At 45.7% G+C, this 24,154-nt stretch carries 23 protein-coding genes and 1 tRNA gene; 4 read left to right on the forward strand and 20 right to left on the reverse strand.

The annotated features are described in order from the left end of the window. The first annotated feature begins 120 nt into the window (after nucleotides 1-120). Nucleotides 121-207, forward strand: a tRNA-Leu gene (locus tag ICN45_RS02415). Nucleotides 208-397: 190 nt separating this feature from the next. Here the strand turns inward: ICN45_RS02415 and hyi are convergent. Together hyi and gcl are read right to left on the reverse strand one after the other, a co-directional pair. Beyond that, the gene (gene hyi, locus ICN45_RS02420) at nucleotides 398-1,201 is read right to left on the reverse strand and encodes a hydroxypyruvate isomerase (protein WP_216172681.1); all 804 of its coding nucleotides are present in this window, start codon (nucleotides 1,199-1,201) and stop codon (nucleotides 398-400) included. A 62-nt stretch (nucleotides 1,202-1,263) separates the two neighbouring features. Continuing rightward, nucleotides 1,264-3,054, reverse strand: a complete 1,791-nt coding sequence (gene gcl, locus ICN45_RS02425; protein WP_216172685.1) for a glyoxylate carboligase — start codon at nucleotides 3,052-3,054, stop codon at nucleotides 1,264-1,266. Nucleotides 3,055-3,188: 134 nt separating this feature from the next. Between gcl and ICN45_RS02430 the strand changes: the two genes are divergently transcribed. Beyond that, nucleotides 3,189-4,112, forward strand: a complete 924-nt coding sequence (locus tag ICN45_RS02430; protein WP_216172687.1) for a LysR family transcriptional regulator — start codon at nucleotides 3,189-3,191, stop codon at nucleotides 4,110-4,112. A 68-nt stretch (nucleotides 4,113-4,180) separates the two neighbouring features. Here ICN45_RS02430 and ICN45_RS02435 read toward each other — a convergent pair whose 3' ends face one another. The 4 genes from ICN45_RS02435 to ICN45_RS02450 all read right to left on the reverse strand — a co-directional run bounded on the left by ICN45_RS02435 (nucleotide 4,181) and on the right by ICN45_RS02450 (nucleotide 6,498). After that, complete coding sequence (locus tag ICN45_RS02435; protein ID WP_216172689.1) at nucleotides 4,181-5,194, reverse strand: 2-dehydropantoate 2-reductase; 1,014 nt, start codon at nucleotides 5,192-5,194, stop codon at nucleotides 4,181-4,183. Between the two features lie 166 nt (nucleotides 5,195-5,360). Then, nucleotides 5,361-5,543, reverse strand: a complete 183-nt coding sequence (locus tag ICN45_RS02440) for a 4-oxalocrotonate tautomerase (RefSeq protein ID WP_216172690.1) — start codon at nucleotides 5,541-5,543, stop codon at nucleotides 5,361-5,363. 12 nt (nucleotides 5,544-5,555) lie between these two features. Continuing rightward, complete coding sequence (locus ICN45_RS02445) at nucleotides 5,556-6,272, reverse strand: class II aldolase/adducin family protein (protein ID WP_216172692.1); 717 nt, start codon at nucleotides 6,270-6,272, stop codon at nucleotides 5,556-5,558. 13 nt (nucleotides 6,273-6,285) lie between these two features. After that, nucleotides 6,286-6,498 carry a hypothetical protein gene (locus ICN45_RS02450; RefSeq protein ID WP_216172695.1) on the reverse strand — a complete coding sequence of 71 codons (213 nt, stop codon included), beginning with the start codon at nucleotides 6,496-6,498 and terminating at the stop codon, nucleotides 6,286-6,288. Between the two features lie 308 nt (nucleotides 6,499-6,806). On the opposite strand from ICN45_RS02450, the gene ICN45_RS02455 reads away from it, so the two are divergent. Beyond that, the gene (locus ICN45_RS02455) at nucleotides 6,807-8,123 is read left to right on the forward strand and encodes an APC family permease (RefSeq protein WP_216172698.1); all 1,317 of its coding nucleotides are present in this window, start codon (nucleotides 6,807-6,809) and stop codon (nucleotides 8,121-8,123) included. Here ICN45_RS02455 and ICN45_RS02460 read toward each other — a convergent pair whose 3' ends face one another. From ICN45_RS02460 to ICN45_RS02470, 3 genes are read right to left on the reverse strand one after another with little or no spacing between them, the layout of a single operon-like run. Continuing rightward, a complete protein-coding gene (locus ICN45_RS02460; protein WP_216175593.1) occupies nucleotides 8,124-8,621 on the reverse strand; it encodes a hypothetical protein in 498 nt (165 codons plus the stop codon). Nucleotides 8,622-8,646: 25 nt separating this feature from the next. Then, nucleotides 8,647-9,330: a dienelactone hydrolase family protein gene (locus ICN45_RS02465; RefSeq protein WP_216172702.1), complete on the reverse strand. Its 684-nt coding sequence runs from the start codon at nucleotides 9,328-9,330 to the stop codon at nucleotides 8,647-8,649. A gap of 10 nt (nucleotides 9,331-9,340) precedes the next feature. Then, nucleotides 9,341-10,606, reverse strand: coding sequence for an MFS transporter (locus tag ICN45_RS02470; RefSeq protein WP_216172704.1), 1,266 nt, complete (start codon nucleotides 10,604-10,606; stop codon nucleotides 9,341-9,343). Between the two features lie 49 nt (nucleotides 10,607-10,655). Between ICN45_RS02470 and ICN45_RS02475 the strand changes: the two genes are divergently transcribed. Beyond that, entirely contained in the window at nucleotides 10,656-11,141 is a 486-nt protein-coding gene (locus tag ICN45_RS02475; protein ID WP_216172708.1) for a hypothetical protein, read from the forward strand. 354 nt (nucleotides 11,142-11,495) lie between these two features. Here the strand turns inward: ICN45_RS02475 and ICN45_RS02480 are convergent, their stop codons facing one another. From ICN45_RS02480 to ICN45_RS02530, 11 genes are all read right to left on the reverse strand, one after another. Further along, complete coding sequence (locus tag ICN45_RS02480; protein ID WP_216172712.1) at nucleotides 11,496-11,987, reverse strand: hypothetical protein; 492 nt, start codon at nucleotides 11,985-11,987, stop codon at nucleotides 11,496-11,498. Nucleotides 11,988-12,056: 69 nt separating this feature from the next. Next, entirely contained in the window at nucleotides 12,057-14,273 is a 2,217-nt protein-coding gene (locus tag ICN45_RS02485; protein ID WP_216172715.1) for a malate synthase G, read from the reverse strand. Nucleotides 14,274-14,330: 57 nt separating this feature from the next. After that, entirely contained in the window at nucleotides 14,331-15,671 is a 1,341-nt protein-coding gene (locus tag ICN45_RS02490) for an adenylosuccinate synthase (protein ID WP_216172716.1), read from the reverse strand. A 60-nt stretch (nucleotides 15,672-15,731) separates the two neighbouring features. Further along, on the reverse strand, nucleotides 15,732-16,892 hold the full coding sequence (locus ICN45_RS02495; RefSeq protein ID WP_216172718.1) for an ATP phosphoribosyltransferase regulatory subunit: 1,161 nt from the start codon (nucleotides 16,890-16,892) through the stop codon (nucleotides 15,732-15,734). A gap of 20 nt (nucleotides 16,893-16,912) precedes the next feature. Beyond that, nucleotides 16,913-17,782 carry a protease modulator HflC gene (gene hflC / locus ICN45_RS02500; protein ID WP_216172720.1) on the reverse strand — a complete coding sequence of 290 codons (870 nt, stop codon included), beginning with the start codon at nucleotides 17,780-17,782 and terminating at the stop codon, nucleotides 16,913-16,915. Next, nucleotides 17,782-19,296 (reverse strand): FtsH protease activity modulator HflK, encoded by a 1,515-nt coding sequence (hflK, locus tag ICN45_RS02505; protein WP_216172722.1) that lies wholly within the window; start codon nucleotides 19,294-19,296, stop codon nucleotides 17,782-17,784. Before hflK ends, hflC begins: the two co-directional genes overlap by 1 nt. Beyond that, complete coding sequence (gene hflX, locus ICN45_RS02510) at nucleotides 19,286-20,527, reverse strand: GTPase HflX (protein ID WP_255531148.1); 1,242 nt, start codon at nucleotides 20,525-20,527, stop codon at nucleotides 19,286-19,288. Before hflX ends, hflK begins: the two co-directional genes overlap by 11 nt. Next, on the reverse strand, nucleotides 20,520-20,771 hold the full coding sequence (gene hfq / locus ICN45_RS02515; RefSeq protein ID WP_216172724.1) for an RNA chaperone Hfq: 252 nt from the start codon (nucleotides 20,769-20,771) through the stop codon (nucleotides 20,520-20,522). The genes hflX and hfq overlap by 8 nt, the downstream gene beginning before the upstream one ends. Before the next feature lie 176 nt (nucleotides 20,772-20,947). Further along, nucleotides 20,948-22,312, reverse strand: coding sequence for a ribosome biogenesis GTPase Der (gene der / locus ICN45_RS02520; RefSeq protein WP_216172727.1), 1,365 nt, complete (start codon nucleotides 22,310-22,312; stop codon nucleotides 20,948-20,950). Continuing rightward, on the reverse strand, nucleotides 22,309-23,478 hold the full coding sequence (gene bamB / locus ICN45_RS02525; RefSeq protein ID WP_369411457.1) for an outer membrane protein assembly factor BamB: 1,170 nt from the start codon (nucleotides 23,476-23,478) through the stop codon (nucleotides 22,309-22,311). Before bamB ends, der begins: the two co-directional genes overlap by 4 nt. After that, nucleotides 23,475-24,134, reverse strand: a complete 660-nt coding sequence (locus tag ICN45_RS02530) for a YfgM family protein (protein ID WP_216172730.1) — start codon at nucleotides 24,132-24,134, stop codon at nucleotides 23,475-23,477. Before ICN45_RS02530 ends, bamB begins: the two co-directional genes overlap by 4 nt. Between the last annotated feature and the right edge of the window lie 20 nt (nucleotides 24,135-24,154).

Genomic DNA, 24,154 nt, shown 5'->3' on the forward strand with positions numbered 1-24,154 from the left:
TACTGATATCTATTTTTGTTATGAATAAGGCTACTGTATCAAACCACTGAGTCTGAAGAGAAAAAGCTAAATTGGCCTGGAAAAGGTTCAAATACGCCCATCCCTCTATAATAGTGGCATGCCCAGGTGGCGAAATTGGTAGACGCACCAGCTTCAGGTGCTGGCGATCGTAAGGTTGTGGGGGTTCGAGTCCCTTCCTGGGCACCAAACACAGCTTAACTGCGCTCTGCGCCAGTTAATACAAGGCCATTATAAAGAAAATTGGCTCATTTCTACATAAAACTACATAAGATTTATATCAGGGCAGCTCAATAGATTATGAGCCCCCAGTTGAAGATCTAAGCCTAGAAGACACAGTAGTACCTTTGAGGCCTACATTATTTCTATCTTTTACTCTTTAGGCGTAAATGCTCTCATGATGTGAATGCTCATAACGATGCATCCATCCTAAACCAGCGGCAGTATTTTTTAACGGTTTGTATTCACAACCAATCCAACCTTTGTAAGCAATTTGATCTAACAAGCCAAACAAATAGTCGTAGTTGATTTCACCAGTACCTGGCTCGTTTCGTCCCGGGTTATCCGCTAACTGAATATGCGCAATACGGGGTAAATACTTTTGAATTGTGTTGGCAATCTCCCCTTCCATGCGCTGTGCATGGTAGATGTCATATTGCAGATACAGATTATCTGAACCAAGCTCATCCATGATGTCGATCGCTTGTTGGGTTTTGGATAAATAAAACCCAGGAATGTCAAAAGTATTGATTGGTTCGATGAGTAGTTTGATATTCGCTCTTTTTAATTGCTCAGCAGCGTATTTCAAATTACTGACAAAAGTATCGTGGACTAGTTTGGCATCTACTCCAGCTGGCGTTTTACCAGCCAAGCAATTGACCTGACCGACATTGAGGTAGGTAGCATATTCAATTGCCTTGGCAACTCCAGAGCGAAATTCTTCGACGCGGTCTGGATGACAAGCGATACCGCGCTCTCCTGCATCCCAATCCCCTGCTGGTAAGTTATGCAAAACGAGCTTGAGCTCATAGGTATCGAGATTTGATTTGATTTCGCTAGCTTCAAAAGCATAAGGAAATAGAAACTCAACTGCTTTGAAACCTCCAATCTTGGCTAGCGCAAAACGCTCCAAAAATGGTTTTTCATTAAACAACATTGTGAGGTTAGCTGCAAACTTAGGCATTCCTATTCCTTAATAACAATCAAACTGAACGATACATGGATAAATTCAAGGCAATGAAGCGATTACTCTAGGAGACCGGCGGCTACCAATCCCTCAGTTCCAGCGGGATGCCGGCAATCAATATCTTCAAATTCATTCACATTATTAATTTCAGTACCCATCGCAATATTGGTGATCTTTTCTAGAATGATCTCCACTACTACCGGAACACGATGCTCTTTGGCCATCTTTTGCGCCTCAATCAATGCAGCATTGATTTTATTTGGATCCGAGACTCTGATAGCTTTGCAACCAAGCCCTTCAACGACTTGAACGTGATCTACGCCATAGCCCTTCAGGGTTTGATCGTCGACGTTGATATTGTCAAAAGCAAGTTGTACACAATAATCCATCTCAAAACCACGCTGCGCCTGACGAATTAATCCTAAATAACTGTTATTCACCAAGACCATCACTAATGGCAAATTAAATTGTGCGCCAACTGCTAATTCCTCAATCAAGAATTGGAAGTCGTAGTCACCAGCAAGTCCAACTACAGTCTTGGTTGTATCGGAGGCCAATGCACCTAATGCAGCTGGAATTGTCCAGCCAAGGGGGCCAGCTTGACCGCAGTTAATCCATTGACGAGCACCGTAGATATTTAAGAATTGACCACCAGCAATTTGCGATAGGCCAATAGTCGATACATATACAGTGTCACGACCAAATACGGAATTCATCTCTTGATAGACGCGTTGTGGCTTGATGGGCACATTATCAAAGTTGGTTTTACGGTGCATCAAGTTCTTACGCTCCTGGCAACGCTCAACCCATTCAGTGTAATTAGTAAGCTTGCCTTTTGCTTTCCATTCCTTAGCAACTTCAACAAATAACTCTAACGCTGCTTTTGCATCTGAAACAATGCCGTAGTCGGGATTAAATACGCGACCAATTTGGGTTGGCTCAATGTCAACGTGAATAAACTTGCGATCTTTGCAATACACATCGATTGATCCAGTGTGGCGGTTAGCCCAGCGGTTACCAATACCCAAAACAAAATCACTAGCTAGCATGGTGGCATTACCATAGCGGTGTGAGGTTTGAAGACCAACCATACCGGCCATCAATGGATGATCATCCGGAATGGTTCCCCAACCCATTAGGGTTGGGATCACTGGAATACCAGTCAATTCTGCAAACTCCACTAATAGAGCATCTGCATCAGCGTTAATAATGCCGCCGCCAGCAACAATTAATGGCTTTTTGGCAGACATCAACATTTCGAGCGCTTTTTCGATCTGCTTGCGGCTAGCTGCTGGTTTGTATACCGGCAATGGCTCATACGTATCGATATCAAATTCAATTTCAGCTAATTGAACATCAATCGGCAAGTCGATTAATACTGGGCCGGGGCGGCCTGAACGCATCAAATGAAATGCCTGTTGGAAAACCCGAGGCACTAAGCCAGGCTCACGAACCGTTACAGACATCTTTGTTACTGGCTTAGAAATCGTCTCAATATCAACAGCCTGAAAATCTTCTTTATAAAGACGAGCTCGTGGAGCTTGTCCAGTAATGCAGAGAATGGGAATAGAGTCAGCGCTTGCGGAATACAGTCCTGTAATCATGTCAGTTCCGGCTGGGCCGGAAGTGCCGATACAAACACCAATGTTGCCTGCTTTAGCTCTTGTGTAACCTTCAGCCATGTGTGAAGCGCCTTCAACATGTCGGGCTAGGATATGCGTAATTGACTGACGTTCGCGTAATTGTGCGTAAAGTGGATTAATAGCAGCTCCAGGAACACCAAAAGCAGTGGTGATACCTTCTTTTTCCATCACCAATACTGCTGCCATTGCGGCCTTCATCTTTGCCATGATTAATCTCCTATTTTTGCGATGAGTGAATCATCTTCAAATTCGGCCAACTTGGGAACCTCACCAAATCTATATCTAGTATTCCGTGGTGGAATAGTGTAAAAAGTCTCTTATTAGCCCCAAAAAGATAAAACATGGATCGTGTACAAGGCATATCGCTCTTTATTCGAGTGGTTGAAACAGGCTCATTTAGCAAGGCTGCAGAAGATTTAGGTATTACACAGCCTACCGCAACCAAATTCGTTGCCAGTATGGAGAAACGCTTGGGCACCCTCTTATTGCACCGCAGCACAAGAGGCGTTACCCCCACTGAAATCGGCAAGATTTATTACGAGAAATGTAAAGGGATTGCACGAGAAATCGAAGAGGCCGATGACTTGGCCTCTCTCATGCAGTCGAAAGTGCGTGGCAAACTCACCATCAGCTCCTCTGTCGCTTTCGGACGACGCGTCCTCATGCATTCTATTTTGGAGTTTATGTCTCACCACCCAGAGTTAGAGGTCAATCTGGATATGGATGATCGCTACATCAACCTGATTGAACAAGGAGTGGATCTGGCTATACGGATGCGTCGTTTGCCAGACTCTTCTCTTGGCTCTCGCTTCTTAGGTTTAAATCCTTGGGTCTTGGTGGCCAACCCCAAATACCTTAAGGACCACCCTGCTCCAAAAAAACCTGAGGATATTCGCAACCATCATGCGCTGATTTACACCACCGCTCAAGGTGATCATCGTTGGAGTTTTACAAACGGTAATAATCAAAACGAAATTATTGAAGTAAAAGGTCCATTTACCTCTAATAACCTATCGTCGATTTTGGCAGCCGCCAGGATTGGCATGGGCTTAGCAGCTCTTCCCTGGTATGTAGCGCACCAATCAGTCAAAGATCAGATTCTTGAACCTGTGATGCTAGATTGGACGCTTCCTACGCAAGAAATTCATGCGGTATTTTCATCACCAAAACATGTGCCAACTAAAGTGAGCCAATGTATTGATTGGCTACAGGGGCAATTTAAAGGGGAATGGTGGAAGGATATGACGACTGGAAAATCAGAATAAAAAAACCCCGCCTTCAAGAGGCGGGGAAAGTGACAACATAGATACTACATGACTTCGATACTTAAAGCTCAAGCAACCTGGGGTAAAGATAAACGCCCTTGAGATGTTTGAACCTTAGTGTTCAGTAATTTAGTCAAAGCAAATACAGTACTTAAACAGGGTGTTGGCGTATCAGTTATCCGCCCCATCTCAATCACAGATCCAAGAAGCGCATCGATTTCCAGACTATTGCCAGCCTCTAAATCCTGCAACATGGAAGTTTTATGTTTACCTACTTTTTCGGCTCCATTAATGCGGCGTTCAATATCTACCCTAAACACCACGCCTAATTTTTCTGCGATTGCCTGGGCTTCAGCCATCATATTGCGAGCCAAATCTTTGGTTAAGGGATATTGGCAGATTCCCTCCAAATGCTCATGAGTTAAGGCACTGATCGGGTTAAAAGTCATATTGCCCCACAACTTCAGCCAAATTTCACCCCGAATATCTTCCAATATCGGGGATTTAAATCCGGCATCAGTCATTATTTGAGAAATTGCTTTAACGCGCTCAGATACCGAACCATCGAGCTCACCAAGCGGAAAGCGATTACCCTCTACATGGCGAATAACACCAGGAGACTCAGTGTAAGTGGCAGGATATACAACACAGCCAATAATATTCTGTGGATCAATTTTTTTCATAATCAAACCGCCTGCATCAACAGCCTCTATGGGAAGATCGTGAAATTGGCCAGCGAGTTTTTGGAAATACCACCAGGGAATCCCGTTCTGCAGCGGAATTAAAACGGTATTCGGCCCCATAATTTTGGCCAAATCGTCAATAACCGGCTCCACTTGATGCGCTTTAACAGCCAGCATCACTACATCTGGAGTTTCGACCTCGGTGATTTTTCCAACTACCTTTACCGCTGCAACGAGAGGCTGCGGCTCATCCTCCATGTGAAGGGTTAGCCCATTTTTCTGAATAGCCTCTAAGGTAGCCCCCCTAGCAACCACCGTAACCTGATTGCCGGCCCTAGCCAATTTCGCCGCAAGATAGCCGCCGATTGCTCCACCACCGCCTATGACACAGATGTTCATAAAGACCCCATAAGAACAGTACATTTATTATTAAGGCCATCATCCACAAAGCAATTGAATGTGAGAAGTGCGTAGATTCAATATGTAATATTCCTCCACGGAATAGCTATGCAGCAAAAAACCCCGACAGGCGGGGTTTTTTAGGATTCAAGACTTACTTGACAAATTAATCACTCCATAACTTCCCCGCAGTCGCCCAATCTGATTTTTTAACATCCTGATAAATCACATCCACTGATTCCGCACTGCATCCCATAATTTTGACTGCCGCTTCAGTGATTGCCTTTGCATACTCGCGCTTTACATCCTCACTACGACCCTCAAATAGTTGAATTTGTATTAACGGCACAGCCATCTCCCATCATTTATTGTTTAACAAACCTAGATAAGCTGGCCACTCTATCTGGCCTTCGTTATCCCCATCACTACATAATTGCTGATTGGCTAACTGACAGATTGTCGAATCAGGAATAATCAGTCCATCTATCTCCCCAGCCAATAGCTGAATTTTGCAAGCCTTATCTAGAACATCCATTAAATAAAATGCTTGCTGAATACTTGTGCCGCATACGATGCTGCCATGGTTTTCTAACAATAAAGCCTTTTTATTTCCAAGGGCCTTAATAAGCCCCTCTTGCTCAGTGGCTGATAAAGCTAATCCCTGATAGCGGTGCTTCGCAATATCACCATAGAAGCGCAAAGCGTGTTGTGATATCGGCAATAAGCCTACTTTTTGCGCAGATACGGCAATGATCGAGTCGGTGTGTAAATGCAGCACACATACTGCATCAGGCCTGGCCGCATGAACTGCCCCATGAATCGCAAAACCAGATTTGTTCACCGGCCCAACGCCCGAGATGATCTCTCCTTGCAGATTCACTTTGACTAGATTTTCTGGGGATACTTCATCAAAGCGCAAGCCAAATTGATTAATGAGGTAGGCGCCAGACTCATTTGGAACGCAAGCTGAAATATGGGTATAAATTCCATCGTCCCAACGCTTCATTGCCGCAAGCTGATATGCCGCTGCTAGATGAATGCGAATTTCTTCCTCGGTGCCACTTTGATAATGGCTCATATTGTCTGTGGACTTAGTCCTCCCAAGGGAATCTTGCACGAGATAGCTCCTCCATGATTTCTCGCTTACTTAGCGCAGCTTTTCTTAATCTATTCGAGTCGGATTTGGCTAGGCTTTCTTGATTACCAAAAACCTGATCTTGCTCCTTCTTGCAATCCTCTTTCAGCGCAGGGGACTTTTCAGGTTTATCTTTGCCCCCATATTCCAAGTTCAATTCTTTGGTCATAGAAATATTCTAATCTGTTCCCTTTCAGTACGATCCTCGCTTATAGAAGATTTTGATATTCCGCGAAGAAATGAATAGCATGGCAAGCTCTACATAAGTCTGAATAAAATACGTAATGCGATCACTGGTAAACTATTGTTTTATATGGCTCTTTAGCGGGTATTGAGCACCCTTTTTGGGCGACAAATCCTCTTAATAGAGCTGATATGAGACTTCATTCTAGATGGCAAGACCTAATAAAAATTCCATTCATCATGGCTAGCCTAGTAGGAATGAAAATCCAATCTGCGTATTTCGAACAAAGCTAAGTGAATTCAGCCCTACTAAAAACACCCAGTAAGCAAGGTAAGTCCATTAGCCTCTTTTCTGCTACCGCACTAGGTATTGGCGGCATGATGGGAGCCGGGCTCTTTTCTTTACTGGGGACGGCCAGCATGCATGCGGGCACCCATATTCCCTTAGCCTTTTTTCTTGGCGCTCTTGCAGCTTCCTTTTCGGTCTACTCCTATGCAAAATTAGGGGCAACTTTTCCGAGTAGTGGTGGGGCTGCTACCTTTACCGTCATGAGTTTTGGTCCCGGCGTCATTTCTGGTGGGCTCAATATCTTTCAGTACATTGCGTATTTAATTGCCGCAGCCTTGTATGCGGCAGGCTTTTCTGAATACGCCAACACCTTGTTAGGTGGGGGACTCTCTCCATTCGAAGTGAAAGTCGTAGGCGCTGGAATTGTGATTCTGTGTGCTGGCATTAATTTACTAGGCACTGCTATTGTGGGTCGCGCCGAAATGCTGGCGATTGGCTTTGTAACAATTGCCCTACTTCTTTTTGCAGTAGAAGGCATTCATATTGCGGATATCAGCAAATTCGAAATGTCCGGTGGATCCATTAATGGCATTGCGATTGCTACAGGGATTCTCTATATTAATTACCAAGGCTTTGGTGTGGTCACGAATTCCTCTGGCGCCATGAAAGCACCTCAAAAAGAGTTGCCTCAAGCTATGTTTACCGCCTTGATTCTGGTAACCATTGCTTACGTCTTAGTCAGCACAGCAACTATATTTCTCCTGCCACCAGCACAAATTCTGAGTTTCAATGGTCATGTATTGGCTGACGCTGCACGACTCGTGGCTGGTAAAACAGGCTTTGTAGTCATAGGGGCTTCGGCTCTGCTTGCGTGCGCAGCCGCCTTGAATGCCACGATGTTTGCAGCGTCTAATATTGCAGCAGATATGCTGCATAAAAATACAATATCAAAAACTTTAGGTAGTACGGTATTGAAAACAAAGGTTTACTCCTTAGTAGGTTCAAGCTGTTCAGTGATTATTTTGGTATTACTCTTTCCGCTGGCCGTCGTTGGTCAAATGGCAAGCCTTGCTTTTTTACTGGTGTATGCTGCCGTCACTTTTGGCCACTTAAGAGTACGTAATCAAACTGGTGCCAATCCATGGCTTCTGTGGGGCGCCATTACTGTAAACCTCGGTTTGTTTGCCGCTCTATTTATTAGCGTAGTAAAAACTGCCCCAGGAAGCGCCATATCTCTAGGCTGCGCACTGGTCGGTTCATTCTTACTTGAGGCCTCGTATCGGAAGCGCAAATCCAGAAATACCCAAGTAAATCAACCCTGATTAAATACTCATCGAGCGATGTAGTATCTTTGCCCTCATTTCATCCCAGAGGCTTTCAAAATCCTCTGTCTTCGCCTCGGATAGGTGTACAGGATTAAAGAGCCCACCAAATACAATCGAACCCTTCTTCACTAGAGTCTTATCAAACTCTGTCAAGCCAATAGGCTTATCGTCCATATCCCGCGTGAGTTCTGCTGAGCAGACAATAGCGTCTTCATCATCTCGATCCACTACAGCAAACTCAATATATTGCTGGCTTTTATCAACAATCACCAAAGTGCCACGTGCATAGCTAACGGCATCCTGTTGTTGAACGATGTAAGCTAAGAACTGATTTTCTTCATCCGATTCCATCCCAAGATCATCGATAAAAAAGAGATACTGATCACCCTCTCCATTCACCAAAGTAAATACTTTGGGAATGACCCCATGACCTAAAGCAAGGTTGCGGTAATAAGAAGCAATTTCTACTGCTAGATTCTCAGAAAATAAATGCATGGTGCTCAAAAAAGATCAGTGTGGTTTAAGTTAAATGCTGCTTCAAGAAATCCAGAGTGCGGTGCCAGGCCAAGGCTGCAGCCTCTGCATCATGCTTGAGAGGTGGCATGCCACGAGAGTCTGATTTTGGGTTAGCAAATGCGTGTTTAGCATCGTAGCGATGAAACTGGTAATTCACTCCAGCTTGCTTGAGCTTTTCTTCTAATTGATCAACACCAGCTGCGGCAAAGAATTCATCTTGCAAAGCCCAATGACCCAGCATGGGTTTTGTAATCGCTTCAGCATTGACATACTCCAGAGGCGGATTTCCGTACCAAACAATAGTAGCATCCAGCTCAGGCACATTACAGGCTGCCAGAATGGTTAAGGCGCCCCCCATACAAAATCCAGTCACAGCTACTTTGCTACTGCCAGTTGCCTTGAGGTATTGAACCGCGCCGCGGATATCCTGACTAGCAGCATCCCCGAAATTCAGATCATTCATCAGGTGCTCGGCCTCATTCGCTTCCAATGCCAGCTTACCTCGATACAGATCAGGCACCAAAGCACGATAACCTGCTGTTGCCAAGCGATCTGCAACCGATATCACCTCATCATCTAGCCCCCACCACTCCTGAATCACTACCACCCCAGGCGCATTAATGCTGTTGGCAGGTTCCGCTAAATAGCCATCCACTGTCTTGCCATCGGGTCTTGTAAATTGAATCATGCCTGCTCCTTTAAGCGTGTTTCGTATCTGTGTGAATATATCCTACCAGCCAAAATGTGAGCAGGCCACATACAGCTGCCCCATAACCCACCAAGTTGTAGTGCTCCATCATGCCATCTGGCCCAATGGTGACAATCATTCCCGCCACTACCGAGGCCATACCCGAACCTAGCATCTGCACTGAACCAATTAGACTCATAAAAGTGCCACGTATCTTGGGCTCTACTACCTGACTGATCATTGCCATGGCGGGTATCATGCGCCCCGAAACCAAGACAAAGAAAGTAGTGGAATTGATCAGCACAATCCACAAAGGCGTTACTGGCAAATTAGTAGTTACGATCAAAGGAATTAAGCTGATGATGGCTAAGACTTTAAAAACCGTAACCTTGCCATAGCGATCAGCCATCTGCCCAATAAACCGTGAGCTCAACAGCGTTGCTACCCCTCCAAATAAATAAATGAGAGGGATATACGAATTGTTGATACCAACGTTCGTCGTGAAATAAAGGGCGATATAAGGGATAACAGAAAATCCCGTAATCATGATCAAGGCCATAAACAAGAAGGCTTTGAGATTTTGTGGAGCGCGCATGATATTGAGAATCTGGCTGAAGCGACTTCCTTCATGAACATGATCCAAGTGCCCCGCTATCTTCGGAATGTGTCGATAGCCAATATATAAAATCAGTGTAGAAACCAATCCGATAAATAGGAAGGGTGCGCGCCAACCTAGAAAAGTAATATGGTTAGCTAGGAATAAACTCAGGGGCACACCGGCAACTGTAGATACGGAGAAGGCAGCCATGACTGTCCCCAAAGCTTTACCCCTGCGCTCAAATGGAATTGAATCTGCAACAATGGTTTGCACCAAGGATCCTAAAATTCCACCAAAAGCCCCCGCAAATGCTCTAGCAATAAAGAGTGTTTCGTAACTCGGTGCAAAGCCACAGGCGAGGGTGGCAATAATAAAAAATGCATACAAAGTTAGCAATAGTTGTCTACGCTCAAACCGATCGATGTAATACGTCGCAAAAATTCCTGCCGCGGCAGCTGCAAAAGTATAAGAAGACAGTAGGAGTCCGAATTGATGCGTATTGATATTGAGCACCCGAATAAATTCAGGGCCCAAAGGCATCATGATCATGAAATCCAGAATGTGCGTGAACTGGATTCCAGCTAAGGAAAATAGAAAATAGCGCTCGCGTTTTTTAGTTTCTGGGCTATGGGGGATATTGATCAATGCTTGCTTTACACGAATGGGGGGATATGCCATTATCAACGCTAAGACCAATGATTGCATTGCCTAGACAATTGAATTCAATATGATTCCTCCTGTTAGCCCCACTTTTCAAGTACTCCCCCTGCTCATAGATATTCTGTATGGAGTAGCTGGCTTAATCGTGATCCTGATGTTTCATGGTGGCAGCATTAACTTCGTAGTGATGCGGTTTGAACGCTTCACTACAAAGAATTTAACTCTGCGCCAATTCCACCGGGTCTTCTTTCACTTCTATTGCGCCTTTATTTATATTGCCCTGATCCACATTGCTGAAGTATTGATGTGGGGGATTTATATGTATGCACTTAACCTGGTCCCAAACTTGGTTGAATCCATCATATTTGCCGGCAGTTGTTACACCACAGTTGGTTTCGTCCCCGACATCCTGCCCACTGGATGGAAAAGTCTCGCCTTTTTTATTGCCTTTACAGGTTTGTTCACCCTAGCTTGGACAACCTCCGTCATGATTGCCCTTACCGGTACCTATAAAACGGCTTACGACGCAAGATTTGGGCATCTCAAGCAATAAAGAGATTCTCTGTCTTAAAGCAGCTTTTTTTGGAAATCAGGAGTATCATTAGGGTATACCCTTAAAGGAGCTCCAAAATGGCACATTCCAACTCAGTACAGTTTCACCAAACACCGGTCTTTAGTTTTAAGCCTTTGTTCGCTATTAGAGACTTTTTCGCCTTACTTTCAGCTGCTTGGGCAGAAGCTAAGGAAATGGAACAGAAAAGTCACAAAAACAGTGCAAATTGGTAATTTATTACTGATTTAGAGCTAAATTTCGCTGTTTTTAGCTGGTTTTAGTTGCTCTGAATAAAAAAGCCCTTGAGCCCTGCTCTGGGGCTTTTTTATTGAGCATTTATGGCTTATTTCTTGATCATTTCTTGATGTAATAACCATACACACAGCGATTTCCACCCCTGGAGGGATCGTGTGTATCCTGAATCACTCCATCAATAATCGCGGTTAAGTGCTTAGACACTTTAACGATTAATACACCGGATGGAAGCTCATCGGGTCTGAGATGCACCTGACACCCAGCTCCAATTTTCATGGTTGGCACCCACCCAAATCCCAAACCTAAAATGTAATCGTGAAAGACGTTGCGATGATTGCCGTTCCGAGGCGATGAGCCCTTACTGTTCAAACGTTTTGCCAAGCGATCGTTTCTCAATTCAGCATAGTTGGCGTTGGCCATGCGGAGATCTTCATAGACTTTTAGATAAGGAAGATTGGTCGCAATGGCAATAGACCGCACCACACAATCCCCTGCGCCGCCTTTAAACCCGGCTTGTCCTCTGCCTCCATCGTTTACCTGGAAGGCGAATGATTGCTTGGGGCGAGAAAAGGGATTTAGAAAACTAAACATGGGGCTGTATTCAATAAAAAATGGATTTGCCTTTCGACAAATCCATTCTAATGTGAGATTAGCGGCAGATTACTTTGCTTGCGCCTGCTTAACCTTCAAGCGCCAAGCGTGTAGCAAGGGTTCGGTATACCCGTTTGGCTGCTCAAGACCCTTAAAGATCAGATCGCTTGCAGCTTGATAGGCATATGAATCTTTATAGTTCGGCATCATCGGCTTGTAAAGTGGATCGCCTGCATTTTGCGCATCAACAATAATGGCCATGCGTTGTAAGGCTTCATTCACTTCCGCTTTAGTAACATATTTATGCAGTAACCAGTTGGCAATATGCTGACTAGAAATACGCAATGTTGCACGATCTTCCATTAAACCGACGTTATAAATATCAGGCACCTTAGAGCAACCCACACCTTGGTCAATCCAGCGAACCACATAACCCAAAATACCTTGGCAATTATTATTGAGGGCTTCGCGAATCTCCTCTTTAGTCCAATCAGGAAATAGCGCAATTGGCACAGTCAAGAGGTCATCAGTCAGGGCCTCATACTCAGCTGCAGTATCTAACTTCTCCATATCCTCTTGGATCTTTGCAACATCAATCTGGTGATAGTGCATTGCATGCAAAGTAGCAGCAGTAGGTGATGGTACCCAAGCGGTATTTGCTCCTGCTAGAGGATGTGCGCCTTTTTGTTCTACCATTTCCTTCATGAGATCAGGTGCGGGCCACATACCCTTACCAATCTGTGCGCGACCACGTAGGCCACAATCCAAGCCTGCTAATACGTTACGGCGTTCATAAGCTCCGAACCATTTAGCAATCTTCATCCTTCCTTTGCGAACCATGGCGCCGCCATACATTCCGGTATGCATTTCATCACCAGTGCGGTCTAAGAAGCCAGTATTAATAAATGCAACCCGAGCACCAGCTGCTGCAATAGCCGCTTTAATATTGACACTCATGCGACGTTCTTCGTCCATGATGCCTAATTTGACAGTGTTCTCAGGCAAACCAAGCAATTTCTCAACTCGCCCAAAGAGCTCACTAGCAAATGCCACTTCTTCTGCGCTGTGCATTTTTGGCTTCACAATATAGACGGATCCCTTGCGCGTATTGCCGATGGCTTGGCTAGCTGGACGATTAATGTCGTATAAAGCGATTAGTACCGTGACAACGGCATCCAAGATACCTTCGTAAATCTCTTTACCTTCACCAGTAATGATTGCTGGGTTAGTCATTAAGTGACCCACGTTACGTAGGAATAAGAGTGAACGGCCATGCAAGGTCACTACGCCATCCTTAGCATTCACTGCGCCAATACCAGCGGTGTACTTACGATCTGGATTGAGTGAGCGAGTAAAAGTTTTGCCACCCTTGCTGACCTCTTCAACCAAGGTGCCCTTGAGAATTCCCAACCAATTCTCATAAGCAAGCACTTTGTCATCAGCATCCACAACCGCTACTGAATCTTCTAAATCGAGAATCGTCGAAAGCGCAGCCTCAAGCACTACATCATTTACTCCAGCAGGATCTGCAGCACCAATGGTCTTGGTCTTATCAATTGCGATATCGATATGAATGCCATGATTACGCAACAAAATAGATGATGGCGAAGAAGCATCGCCCTGATAGCCAACAAACTGTTTCTCATCAATTAAGCCAGTAGTACTCCCGTCTTTTAGCTTCACGGACAGTTTTTTATCTACGACGCTATACGCCACTACTTCGCTATATAAAGCCCCAGCTAAAGGAGCGGATTCATCTAAAAACTGACGCGCATAGGCAACTACCTTGGCACCTCGAATTGGATTGTATCCACCAGCTTTAGTAGCGCCATCTGCCTCAGAGATAACATCTGTGCCATATAAAGCATCATACAAAGACCCCCATCGGGCATTGGCAGCATTTAAGGCATAGCGTGCATTTAAGACAGGAACAACAAGCTGAGGACCAGCCTGAAGAGCTAGTTCATCATCCACATTCTGAGTAGTGGCCATAATCTTGGCAGGCACATCCTCAATATAAGCAATTTCTTTTAAATACTTACGATAGGCAGGCATATCTTTGATTGGGCCTGGATTAGCTTTGTGCCATTGGTCTAAATCGAGTTGTAAGCGATCGCGTTTTGCCAGTAAAGCTTCATTTTTAGGTGTTAAGTCTTTAACGATTTCATCAAAACCTTTCCAGAAGTCGGCACTCTGAATGCCAGTGCCAGGAAGAACTTTGTCTTCGATAAAACGATAGAGAGGGGTTGCCACTTGAAGGCTGTTGCAGATAGTACGCGCAGTCATTTTGTAAACCTTGGTTTATATATAAGTTAATAAGTACAGTGAATTAATTGTTTTCGATTATTCCTGAAACGGATGTTGAATCAAGATAGTTTCATCGCGTTCTGGGCCGGTAGAGACCATCGCAATTGGCTTGCCAGCGACTTCTTCAATACGACGTAAGAAGTTCTGAGCCTCTATAGGGAGCTTGTTCCATTCCCGGATGCCAAAGGTGGTGCCCTGCCAGCCTGGAAAATCTTCATAGATCGGCTCACAACGGGCAACCGATTCAGCGCCGCGGGGCAATACATCTAATTGCTGCCCATCGAGCTTGTAACCAACACAAAGGCGAATGGTTTCTAAACCATCGAGCACATCTAATTTAGTGATACATAAACCAGAAAGACCGTTGATCTGAATGGAGCGTTTCAATGCGGCCGCATCGAGCCAACCGGTGCGACGGGGGCGACCAGTAACAGAGCCAAACTCTTTGCCTACTTCGGCCAAACGAATGCCAATCGGATCTTGCTTGGCAGGATTGTCATGGTCATAGAGTTCGCTTGGGAATGGGCCTGCGCCAACGCGGGTGCAATAGGCTTTAGTGATACCCAAGATATATTGCAAAGAATCTGGACCCACTCCAGAGCCAGCAGCAGCATTACCTGCTACGCAGTTGCTCGAAGTGACATAGGGATAGGTGCCATGATCAATGTCCAGCAAGGTGCCCTGCGCACCTTCGAACAGCAAATTTTTTCCCGCTTGTTCAGCAGCATACAAAGCACTAGAGACATCCACTACCATTGGCTTGAGACGTTCTGCATATGACATGGCCTCTGCCAAGGTCTTTTCATAGCTTACGGGTTCTGCACCGTAGTAATTGGTGAGCATGAAGTTGTGATATTCCAGATTCTCGCGCAATTGTTCAGCAAATTTTTCTGGGTAAAACAAATCTTGTACGCGCAATGCACGACGAGCTACCTTATCTTCATACGCTGGGCCAATGCCACGACCTGTAGTACCAATCTTGGCATCACCCCGTTTCTTTTCACGGGCATGGTCAATTGCGACGTGGTAGGGCAAAATTAAAGTAGCTGCTTCAGAAATCTTTAAACGGGATTGCACGTCTAGACCTGCAGACTCTAGCTCACCAATCTCTTTAAAAAGGGCTTCTGGAGATAAGACTACGCCGTTACCGATATAGCAGATCACTTCCTTATGCATGATTCCCGATGGAATCAAACGCAAGATGGTTTTCTTGCCCCCAATAATTAAAGTATGACCAGCATTGTGACCACCCTGAAAACGAACCACTGCTTGCGCATGATCCGTCAACCAATCTACTACCTTACCTTTGCCTTCGTCACCCCATTGGGTGCCTATGACAACTACGTTACGACCTTTAGCTTGCTGCTTTGAAGACATATTGAAATCCAAAAAGAGTATTACAAAATAGGTTAAAGCCAACCCTCATGTTTTGCGGCTTTATTTTTTCTTTACTTCCCAAGAGTTGCCTTGCTTTACCAACTCGCGATCACAGACATATTCGGCGGCTTCTATTGTTTCACCAGCCATCACCTGAATGACTACCTCGCCAGCGCTACGTAATTTCACAATAGCCTGATTTAAAGCGGCATCATCAAGCCAAGGAGCAACAATCGCTTGCTGGCTTACTTGCAGAGACGACAAGCTTGCTAAGGTTAGAAGATCTAATGAGAAGCCGGTTGCTGGACGTGAGCGGCCAAAGGCCTGACCTACATGATCATAGCGGCCGCCTCGCGCAATCGGTTGAGGAAGCTTGTCAATATAAGCAGCAAACATCACCCCGCTGTGATATTGATAGCCTCGTAGATCTGCCAAATCAATACTGATCTCTAGGTCACTAGAGGAGCTTGCCACAGCAACTAAGCGCTCTAGATCTGCCAAGGCCTGATCGATAGCGGGATGCTTAGGCAATATCTTTTTAGCCTTTGTTAATACTTCTGCGCAAGGGCCATTCAATTCAGTTAAAGCCATCAGCGCTGCACTAGCATTTACTGGCAAACAAGTAGCCCATTGACTTAAGCGAGGGCGATCCTTAGTTTGCAATAAACCATATACAGTTTCGATGGTCTCTTTATCCAGGTTTTGATCAGCCAAAATTCCCGTCAAGATACCAGCGTGCGATAGATCAAGGTACACCCGATCTAAGCCTGCAATCGAAAGTGTCTTGAGGAGGAGTGTGATGGCCTCGAAATCTGCTTCCCAAGTCGCGCAGCCATAAATCTCTGCACCCAATTGCAATTCTTCACGCGCAGTACTGCCCACTGGGGTACGCGCGTGCGCAACAGACCCTGCATAGCAAAGGCGGGTAACGCCTGCACGATTTAATAAGTGCGCATCGATACGCGCTACTTGAGGAGTAATGTCAGCACGCAAACCTAAGGTACGGCCAGATAACTGATCTACCAACTTAAAGGTTTGCAGATTCAGATCGGAACCAGTACCTGTTAATAAGGAGTCTAAGAACTCCAAAATAGGCGGGGCAACCAATTCATATCCATAAGATTGATACAAATCCAGAATGGAGCGACGCAAAGTCTCTACCTTGCGAGCCTCAGCTGGCAAAACATCTGCTATATCTTCAGGAAGTAACCAGCGATTCATGATAGGGACTAATTACTTTCTTATTTTTTATGCAGAAACTTAAAGAATTCGCCATTAGGCTCCACCACCATGATGTCTTTCTTATCCTTGAAAGAACTCCGATAGGCTTCTAAACTTTGGTAGAACTGAGCGAACTGCGGATCACGTCCAAATGCTTCGGCGTAAAGGGCTGTGGCCTTCGCATCCCCTGCCCCTTTGATCTTTTGAGCATCACGATAGGCTTCTGCCAAAATCGTGTCGCGTTGACGCTCGGCATTTGCGCGTATCTTGTCTGACTCTGCAGCACCCATCGAACGCAGTTCATTGGCAACGCGTTTGCGTTCAGCTTCCATACGGCGATAGACCGAGTCGCTGATTTCTGCCAAGAGGTCAACGCGCTTTAAGCGCACATCGACAATTTCAACGCCAATATCAGCAGCATCATCTGCTACTTTTTTCCGGATACCCTGCATCACTTCTTCACGCTGATCAGAAATCAACTCACGTACTGTACGCTTCGTGAACTCTTCATTCAAAGCCGAGCGGACTAACTGAGTCAAACGGTCTTGAGCTAAACGCTCATCACCCTTAAAACTGATGAAGAATTTACGGGGATCAACAATACGCCATTTCACATAGGAGTCCACCAGCAGATTTTTCTTTTCAGCAGTAATAAACCGTTCTGCTTCTGGATTATCGATAGTCAAAATACGGCGGTCAAAGAAACGCACGCTTTCGAAAGGGGCTGGTAGCTTTATTCGTAAACCTGGCTCTTCAATCACGCGCACGATCTGCCCGAATGAGAACACTACGGCAAACTTGCGCTGATCAACAATAAAGATACTGGATGACAGGATATAAATCAGTGCAATAAAGCCAATGACTGCGGCAATTAAACGATTAGCATTCATTATCTTGCCTCCCGATCACGACTGCGGAGACCATCGCGTTTATTATCTGGCAAGTTATTCACTGTAGATGCAGGTGTTGCTGGAGCAGAAATGGATGGAGAACTCGAGCTGCTTATCCCTGTTGCTCCACCTACCGTAACACTGCCCGTTGGGGTGCTTGTGCCGGATTGATTGGCTTGATTACTAGCAGCTTGTGCGCTTTCAGCACTGACCTGCGCCACAATCTTATCTAATGGTAAATACAGTAGGCTATTGCTCTTGGTTGTATCCACCAAAATCTTAGTGACGTTGTTATACATTTCACGCATGCTATCGATATACATCCGATCACGCGTAACTTGTGGTGCCTTGGAGTACTCAACCAAAATTTGCTTGAAGCGGGTTGCATCACCCTCTGCAGTAGCAACAACCCTTGCCTTATAGCCTTCAGCCTCCTGAATCAAGCGAGCTGCAGTTCCTTTGGCGCGAGGAATAATGTCATTAGCATAAGCCTGACCTTCACTCTTTAAACGCTCTTGGTCTTGACCAGCCTTCACCGCATCATCAAATGCAGCTTGCACTTGCTCGGGCGGTTGCACGTTTTGCACGGTCACACTAGTTACGTAAATACCGCTCTTATAACTATCCAGAATTTTCTGAATCGAGTTAGCCAAATCAATGCCAATCTTTTCACGCCCTTCATAAAGGACAGTATCCATTTTGCTGCGTGCCACAATTTCACGGACAGCGGTTTCAGCTGCTTGCACTACCGTTGCATCCGGATCACGATTGTTAAATAAGTAATCAGTTGGATCTTTCAGACGATATTGCACGGCAAAGCGCACATCAATGATGTTTTCATCTTCAGTGAGCATGGAAGAGTCTTTTTGATTCGTTGCTTTAATCAACACGGGGCGACCTACTTCAACCGAGCGCACACCAGAGAGATTCACAGTCTCATCTGACTGAACTGGCCAAGGCATACGCCAGTTAATACCAGGCCTCGCGGTGTAATCGTATTTACCAAAGGTCAGAACGACGCCGGCCTGACCTTCTTGAATAATGAAAAAGCCGCTACAGATCCAGATAAAGAAAATGCCACCAGCTGCCATCAGAATGCTGGCTTTTGATCCAAATGGATTGGTGAATTTAAAGTTTGGCACACCAATTCCACCATTACCATTACCATTGCCACCGCCACTACCACCGCGCTGCGATGGCGGAGGAATGTCAGTGCTATTAGGTTTATTGGCAGGCTTATTAGCCGATGTACCTGGCTTCTTCTTACCCCCGAAGATGCCAGCCAATCGGTCATTAAAATCACGCCACAACTCATCCAAATCAGGAGGACCATCTGGCTTTGCAGCGGGCGGTTGATTACTTGGCTGAGTTTCAACTGGCTTATTGCTATCTGGGTCTGCTTTTGGAGCTTGATCACTAGCCTGCCCATCTTTGGCATCTTTAGATCCGGTGTTGTGGCTATTGCCCCAACCTGGGTCATTGACTGAAAACAGGTCCAAAAATTTACGCATCATTAGAAAAATAGTTTCGGTTGGCAATCGGATTAAATTCAGAAGATTCTGGTCGTTCAGGTAAAGGCTCTAAAAACTCATCCGGGGCCAATTGTTTCTTGGCACGGTTGTTCTCGACCCTAATTCTATCAGTCATTTGCGCGCATTCGGCGAGTGCCGAGCGGAGCAAATCAAGGCCTAAGCCAGTCTGGGCTGATAAGAAAATTTGGCTTGGGAAACCCTCACCATCCCGCTCTAAAACTGCCCCCCGGTTAAAGGTCTGGGGCATCTGGTCAATCTTGTTCATCACCTCAATTCGAGGGATATCTTGGGCGCCAATTTCTACTAAAACTGCCTCAACTTCAGCCTTTTGCTCCCTAGCAACGGGGCTACAGGCATCAATCACATGCAAAATCAGGTCTGCATGGATGGTTTCATCGAGGGTCGCCCTAAAAGCCTCTACTAGTTGGTGAGGCAATTCTCGGATAAATCCGACGGTATCGGAGACCACTATCGACCCAACCCCTTCCAAATGGACTTTTCTGGAGGTGGTATCCAAGGTGGCAAACAATTGATCGGCTGCGTATGTCCCTGCTTTAGTTAGGGCATTAAATAGTGTGGATTTACCAGCATTGGTATATCCGACCAAAGAAACCGAGAACACATCCTTGCGGTTGCGGGCTCTTCTTTGGGTTCTTTGCTGACGCTGGAGTTTTTCAAGTTCATTCTCTAGGCGCTTGGCTTTGGTTGCCAGCATCCGGCGATCCAACTCCATCTGCGTTTCGCCAGGACCACCCCGCACTCCAATACCGCCGCGTTGACGCTCCAAGTGACTCCATGCCCGCACTAAGCGTGACATGCGATAACGCACTTGCGCCAACTCTACCTGGGTCTTACCAATATGACTTTGCGCTCTTTGACTAAAGATATCTAAAATTAAACCTGTGCGATCCATGACGTGACGACCAAGGTGGCGCTCTAAGTTTCGTTGCTGCGTTGGGGAAAGCGGATGATTAAAGATTGCCAATTCAGCATCTTGCTCTTCCATTACCCGCTTGAGTTCATTGACTTTTCCTGAGCCAATAAATAAGGCGGGATCCGTTTTACCCTTCCGAGCAATCACACTGGCTGTGGGTATAGAGCCTGCACTATCAGCCAAGAGGCTAAGTTCGGCCATGCTATCTGCAAAATCATCGCGTCCAGTATCAACACCAACCAGGACGGCGCGTGCCGCATCTACTCCAGTTTTATACAGGGCTAGCTTCTTCTATACGGAAGTCAATCGCACGAGCAGGAACGATCGTCGAGATTGCATGTTTGTAAACCATCTGTGTCACCGTATTGCGCAAGAGCACAACATATTGATCAAAAGATTCAATATTGCCTTGCAACTTAATACCATTAACGAGATAGATCGAAACAGGAATATGCTCTTTGCGCAGGGCATTGAGGAATGGATCCTGAAGTAATTGGATTTTGTTGGGGTTGCTATTACTCATACTGCTCCTTATTTATTTTTTATCTTTTGCTGATTTGTTTTTTTGGGAGTCTTGCTTTTTTAATGAATGATTTGCTTCAAACTACTCTGATCACTGTTGCTGAACTATCTATATTGGGCTTAATTTCAGGAAAATCAAGCCCCCAAGCGGGCGCAATCGATAAAGCTGAATAAAAATTAGCGTTTTTTACCTTTTTTGCCTTTATCGGCATCCACATAAGGGTTTTTAGCGGTATTCATCTGAATGCGTAAGGGGGTGCCGCGTAGCTTAAATACATCCCGAAAACGCCCTTCCAGATAGCGCTTATAACTGTCCGTCACACCACTCAATGCCGTTCCATGAATCACCACAATGGGAGGGTTCATGCCGCCTTGGTGCGCATAACGCAATTTTGGCCGGCCCATACCCACGCGTTTGGGCTGCTGATGTTCAATCGCCTCTTCTAAGATACGAGTCAAACGTGGCGTTGGGAGTTTAGCCATCGCTGCTGCATAAGCAGCATCTACATCTTTAAAAAGTTCTTTGAGGCCAGTGCCTTTTTTAGCAGAGATCGGATGCACGTTGGCAAAATCCAAGAAGCGGAGTTTTTGTGCAATCTCTAAACGCGCACGTTCTTTTACGTACGTATCTATTCCGTCCCACTTGTTCACAGCAACAACGAGTGCACGCCCTGCTTCAACAATAAATCCAGCGATGTGGGCATCTTGCTCAGAAATATCTTGCTGTGCATCCAACATCAAGATAACGACGTTGCAATCAGCAATAGCTTGTAATGTTTTAACAACGGAGAACTTCTCAATGGCTTCAAATACTTTGCCGCGACGACGTAAGCCAGCAGTATCAACCAGGATGTATGGCTTACCATTGCGTTCAAAGGGAACTTCAATTGCATCGCGAGTCGTTCCGGGCAGATCAAATGCAATCACCCGCTCCTCACCAATCAATTTATTGATCAAAGTCGATTTACCCACATTCGGACGTCCAACGACAGCAATCTTCATGGGGCGATTAGGGTCGTTTGCTAATTCTTCTTCGTCTGGCTCAGCAATACCAAGTGAATCCAATGCGTCATCAATCAGACCACGCACACCATCGCCGTGCGCAGAAGAAATGGGGAAGGGTTCACCCAAGCCAAGCTCATGAAAGTCGGCAGTCACAATGCCTGCCTGCATTCCTTCCGTTTTATTTACGGCCAAGATGATTGGGCGACCTGTCTTGCGCAAGAAGTCGGCAATCACGCGGTCTTGTGGTGCCATGCCTAAGCGCCCATCGACTAAGAAAATAATAATGTCTGACTCAGCTACCGCTTGCTTGGTTTGCTTTGCCATTTCGGCAACGATGCCGGTTTTAGCAACCGGCTCAAAACCGCCAGTGTCGACGCAAATAAATGCACGCTCACCAATGCGGCCTTTACCGTAGTGACGATCTCGCGTTAAACCTGAAAAGTCGGCTACCAGGGCATCACGTGAACGCGTTAAGCGATTAAAGAGAGTCGACTTCCCTACATTGGGACGGCCGACGATAGTGATGACTGGATTCATTTTGGACTATACGCCGCTAATTTCCCACCTTGAGATTGAACCAAGATGAGACCGCCGACTGCAAGAGGTGCGGCAGAGATTGGACTACTATCGTGACGAATGCGCGCAACCATCTCGCCATTCGCCTGTGAAAATGCATGAATATAACCTTGCGCATCACCCATCAGTAACACTCTTCCCACCGCTAAAGATTCGCCCACATCGCGGTACTGGAGTTGGGTATTTTCCCAAAACTGAGTACCGTCTTTAGTAGTAAATGCGGTGATATGGGATTTTTCATTAGCAGAGAACACTAAATCTGCACTTTGTGAGGTGCCAGTGTAGCTGGAATAATCTTTAAACCAGATGAGAGCGCCAGTACGGGCTTGCCCACAACCAATCCGCCCCTGATAAGAAACTGCACAGATGACATCGCCATCCATACTCGGTTTAGCTGTGACATCGTTAAGACGCTCAATTTCAGAGAAGCCTTTCGGGAAGGAAACCGGTGTTTCCCAAACTAAACCACCGTTGGCAATGGCAATCATGCCAAAACGACCACCAGCAAACCCAGTCACAATCACTTCATTACCGAGAGCCAACATGCCATAACCTACGCGCAAGGATAAGGCAGATTGTTGACGTTGGTAGGTCCACTTGCGTGCCCCAGTTTGTGCATCCAAGCCAATAAATCGATTGTCTAAAGCGCGCACAATTACCACACCCCCAGCAACAATCGGTTCACTCAAGACCTCGCTACCAACACTAACATTCCAGATGGGTTTACCGGTGTCGTCATAGGCATACACCATGCCTTTAATACTAACGACTGCTGTTGTGCGCCCATCAGACCCAGGTCCAATTGCGAGGCGCTCCGGAACAGATGCCTCCCATAGTTTGTTACCCGTTACTAAATCAATTTTTGTTAAATTGCCGCGATGCGACGCTGCATATACCGCATCACCCGCAACTACCGGATGAAAGTTGAAGGTTTCTGAAGAGCCAACACTGGTTGACCAGACTGGCTGTAAATCGAACTGATTACTGACTGTAGCCAAGTCAGCAGGTTTGCGAACCCTAGACCCCCCTGAGCAAGCAACTAAAGTAGTAGCAAGCAAACCTACCAACACAGTGGTACTTGCCAACTTTACAAAACGCTTCATCGCCATCATCTCCACATTGATCACTGAGCAACTCCTCCAACGGCATCTAATTTCACTTTCAAGAGACGACGGGCTTCTTCAGGAAATTCTTTTGCTTGGTCTAATTTCTTCCAAGCTTCTTGGTAACTACCTTTGGCTTCCGCATTTTTCTTCTGCGCTAAATACCAATCGCCACGACGCTCGAGCCATAAAGCCTCAAAGCCAGCGATGGGAGTCTCTTTCAAGATTTGGTCTGCTTCTGCAAAATCTTTTTCAGTCCCTTGCTCGATCAACTGGGTCACAAGGCGTAACTTAGCTAAAGCTAAATAACCTTCATTTGATGCATTCTTGGCAGCCCAACGCAAATAGTCGAGCGCTTTAGCGCTATCGCCAGCATCAGAAGCAATTCTTGCGGCAACTAAGCTAGACATCGATGCATATGGCGTACTAGAAAATTGCTTTTGCAAATCATCAGCAGCACGTAAGGTCTGCTCTTTATCGCCTTTGGCAATGGCGCTAATCATCGTTTCATAGAGTTTAGAAGCTTCGAGCGCTTGGCTATTACGCCACCACTGATAACCACTGTAGGCAGCATAAGCAAACAAAGCGACTGTCAAAACCCCTGTAATGAGGTTGCGATACTTTTTCCAAAATGCTTTGAATTGGTCTAACTGTTCTTGTTCTTCTAGATCTAAAGGCATGTGAATCCAAGCTGATTTAT

The organism is Polynucleobacter alcilacus (genome assembly GCF_018881545.1).
Lineage (GTDB): Bacteria > Pseudomonadota > Gammaproteobacteria > Burkholderiales > Burkholderiaceae > Polynucleobacter > Polynucleobacter alcilacus.

Coding starts and splice junctions, on each gene's coding strand:
- hyi (WP_216172681.1), bottom strand. CDS start 1,201: ATGCCTAAGTTTGCAGCTAACCTCACAATGTTGTTTAATGAAAAACCA.
- gcl (WP_216172685.1), bottom strand. CDS start 3,054: ATGGCAAAGATGAAGGCCGCAATGGCAGCAGTATTGGTGATGGAAAAA.
- ICN45_RS02430 (WP_216172687.1), top strand. CDS start 3,189: ATGGATCGTGTACAAGGCATATCGCTCTTTATTCGAGTGGTTGAAACA.
- ICN45_RS02435 (WP_216172689.1), bottom strand. CDS start 5,194: ATGAACATCTGTGTCATAGGCGGTGGTGGAGCAATCGGCGGCTATCTT.
- ICN45_RS02445 (WP_216172692.1), bottom strand. CDS start 6,272: ATGAGCCATTATCAAAGTGGCACCGAGGAAGAAATTCGCATTCATCTA.
- ICN45_RS02450 (WP_216172695.1), bottom strand. CDS start 6,498: ATGACCAAAGAATTGAACTTGGAATATGGGGGCAAAGATAAACCTGAA.
- ICN45_RS02460 (WP_216175593.1), bottom strand. CDS start 8,621: ATGCATTTATTTTCTGAGAATCTAGCAGTAGAAATTGCTTCTTATTAC.
- ICN45_RS02465 (WP_216172702.1), bottom strand. CDS start 9,330: ATGATTCAATTTACAAGACCCGATGGCAAGACAGTGGATGGCTATTTA.
- ICN45_RS02470 (WP_216172704.1), bottom strand. CDS start 10,606: ATGGCATATCCCCCCATTCGTGTAAAGCAAGCATTGATCAATATCCCC.
- ICN45_RS02475 (WP_216172708.1), top strand. CDS start 10,656: ATGATTCCTCCTGTTAGCCCCACTTTTCAAGTACTCCCCCTGCTCATA.
- ICN45_RS02480 (WP_216172712.1), bottom strand. CDS start 11,987: ATGTTTAGTTTTCTAAATCCCTTTTCTCGCCCCAAGCAATCATTCGCC.
- ICN45_RS02485 (WP_216172715.1), bottom strand. CDS start 14,273: ATGACTGCGCGTACTATCTGCAACAGCCTTCAAGTGGCAACCCCTCTC.
- ICN45_RS02490 (WP_216172716.1), bottom strand. CDS start 15,671: ATGTCTTCAAAGCAGCAAGCTAAAGGTCGTAACGTAGTTGTCATAGGC.
- ICN45_RS02495 (WP_216172718.1), bottom strand. CDS start 16,892: ATGAATCGCTGGTTACTTCCTGAAGATATAGCAGATGTTTTGCCAGCT.
- hflC (WP_216172720.1), bottom strand. CDS start 17,782: ATGAATGCTAATCGTTTAATTGCCGCAGTCATTGGCTTTATTGCACTG.
- hflK (WP_216172722.1), bottom strand. CDS start 19,296: ATGATGCGTAAATTTTTGGACCTGTTTTCAGTCAATGACCCAGGTTGG.
- hfq (WP_216172724.1), bottom strand. CDS start 20,771: ATGAGTAATAGCAACCCCAACAAAATCCAATTACTTCAGGATCCATTC.
- der (WP_216172727.1), bottom strand. CDS start 22,312: ATGAATCCAGTCATCACTATCGTCGGCCGTCCCAATGTAGGGAAGTCG.
- ICN45_RS02530 (WP_216172730.1), bottom strand. CDS start 24,134: ATGCCTTTAGATCTAGAAGAACAAGAACAGTTAGACCAATTCAAAGCA.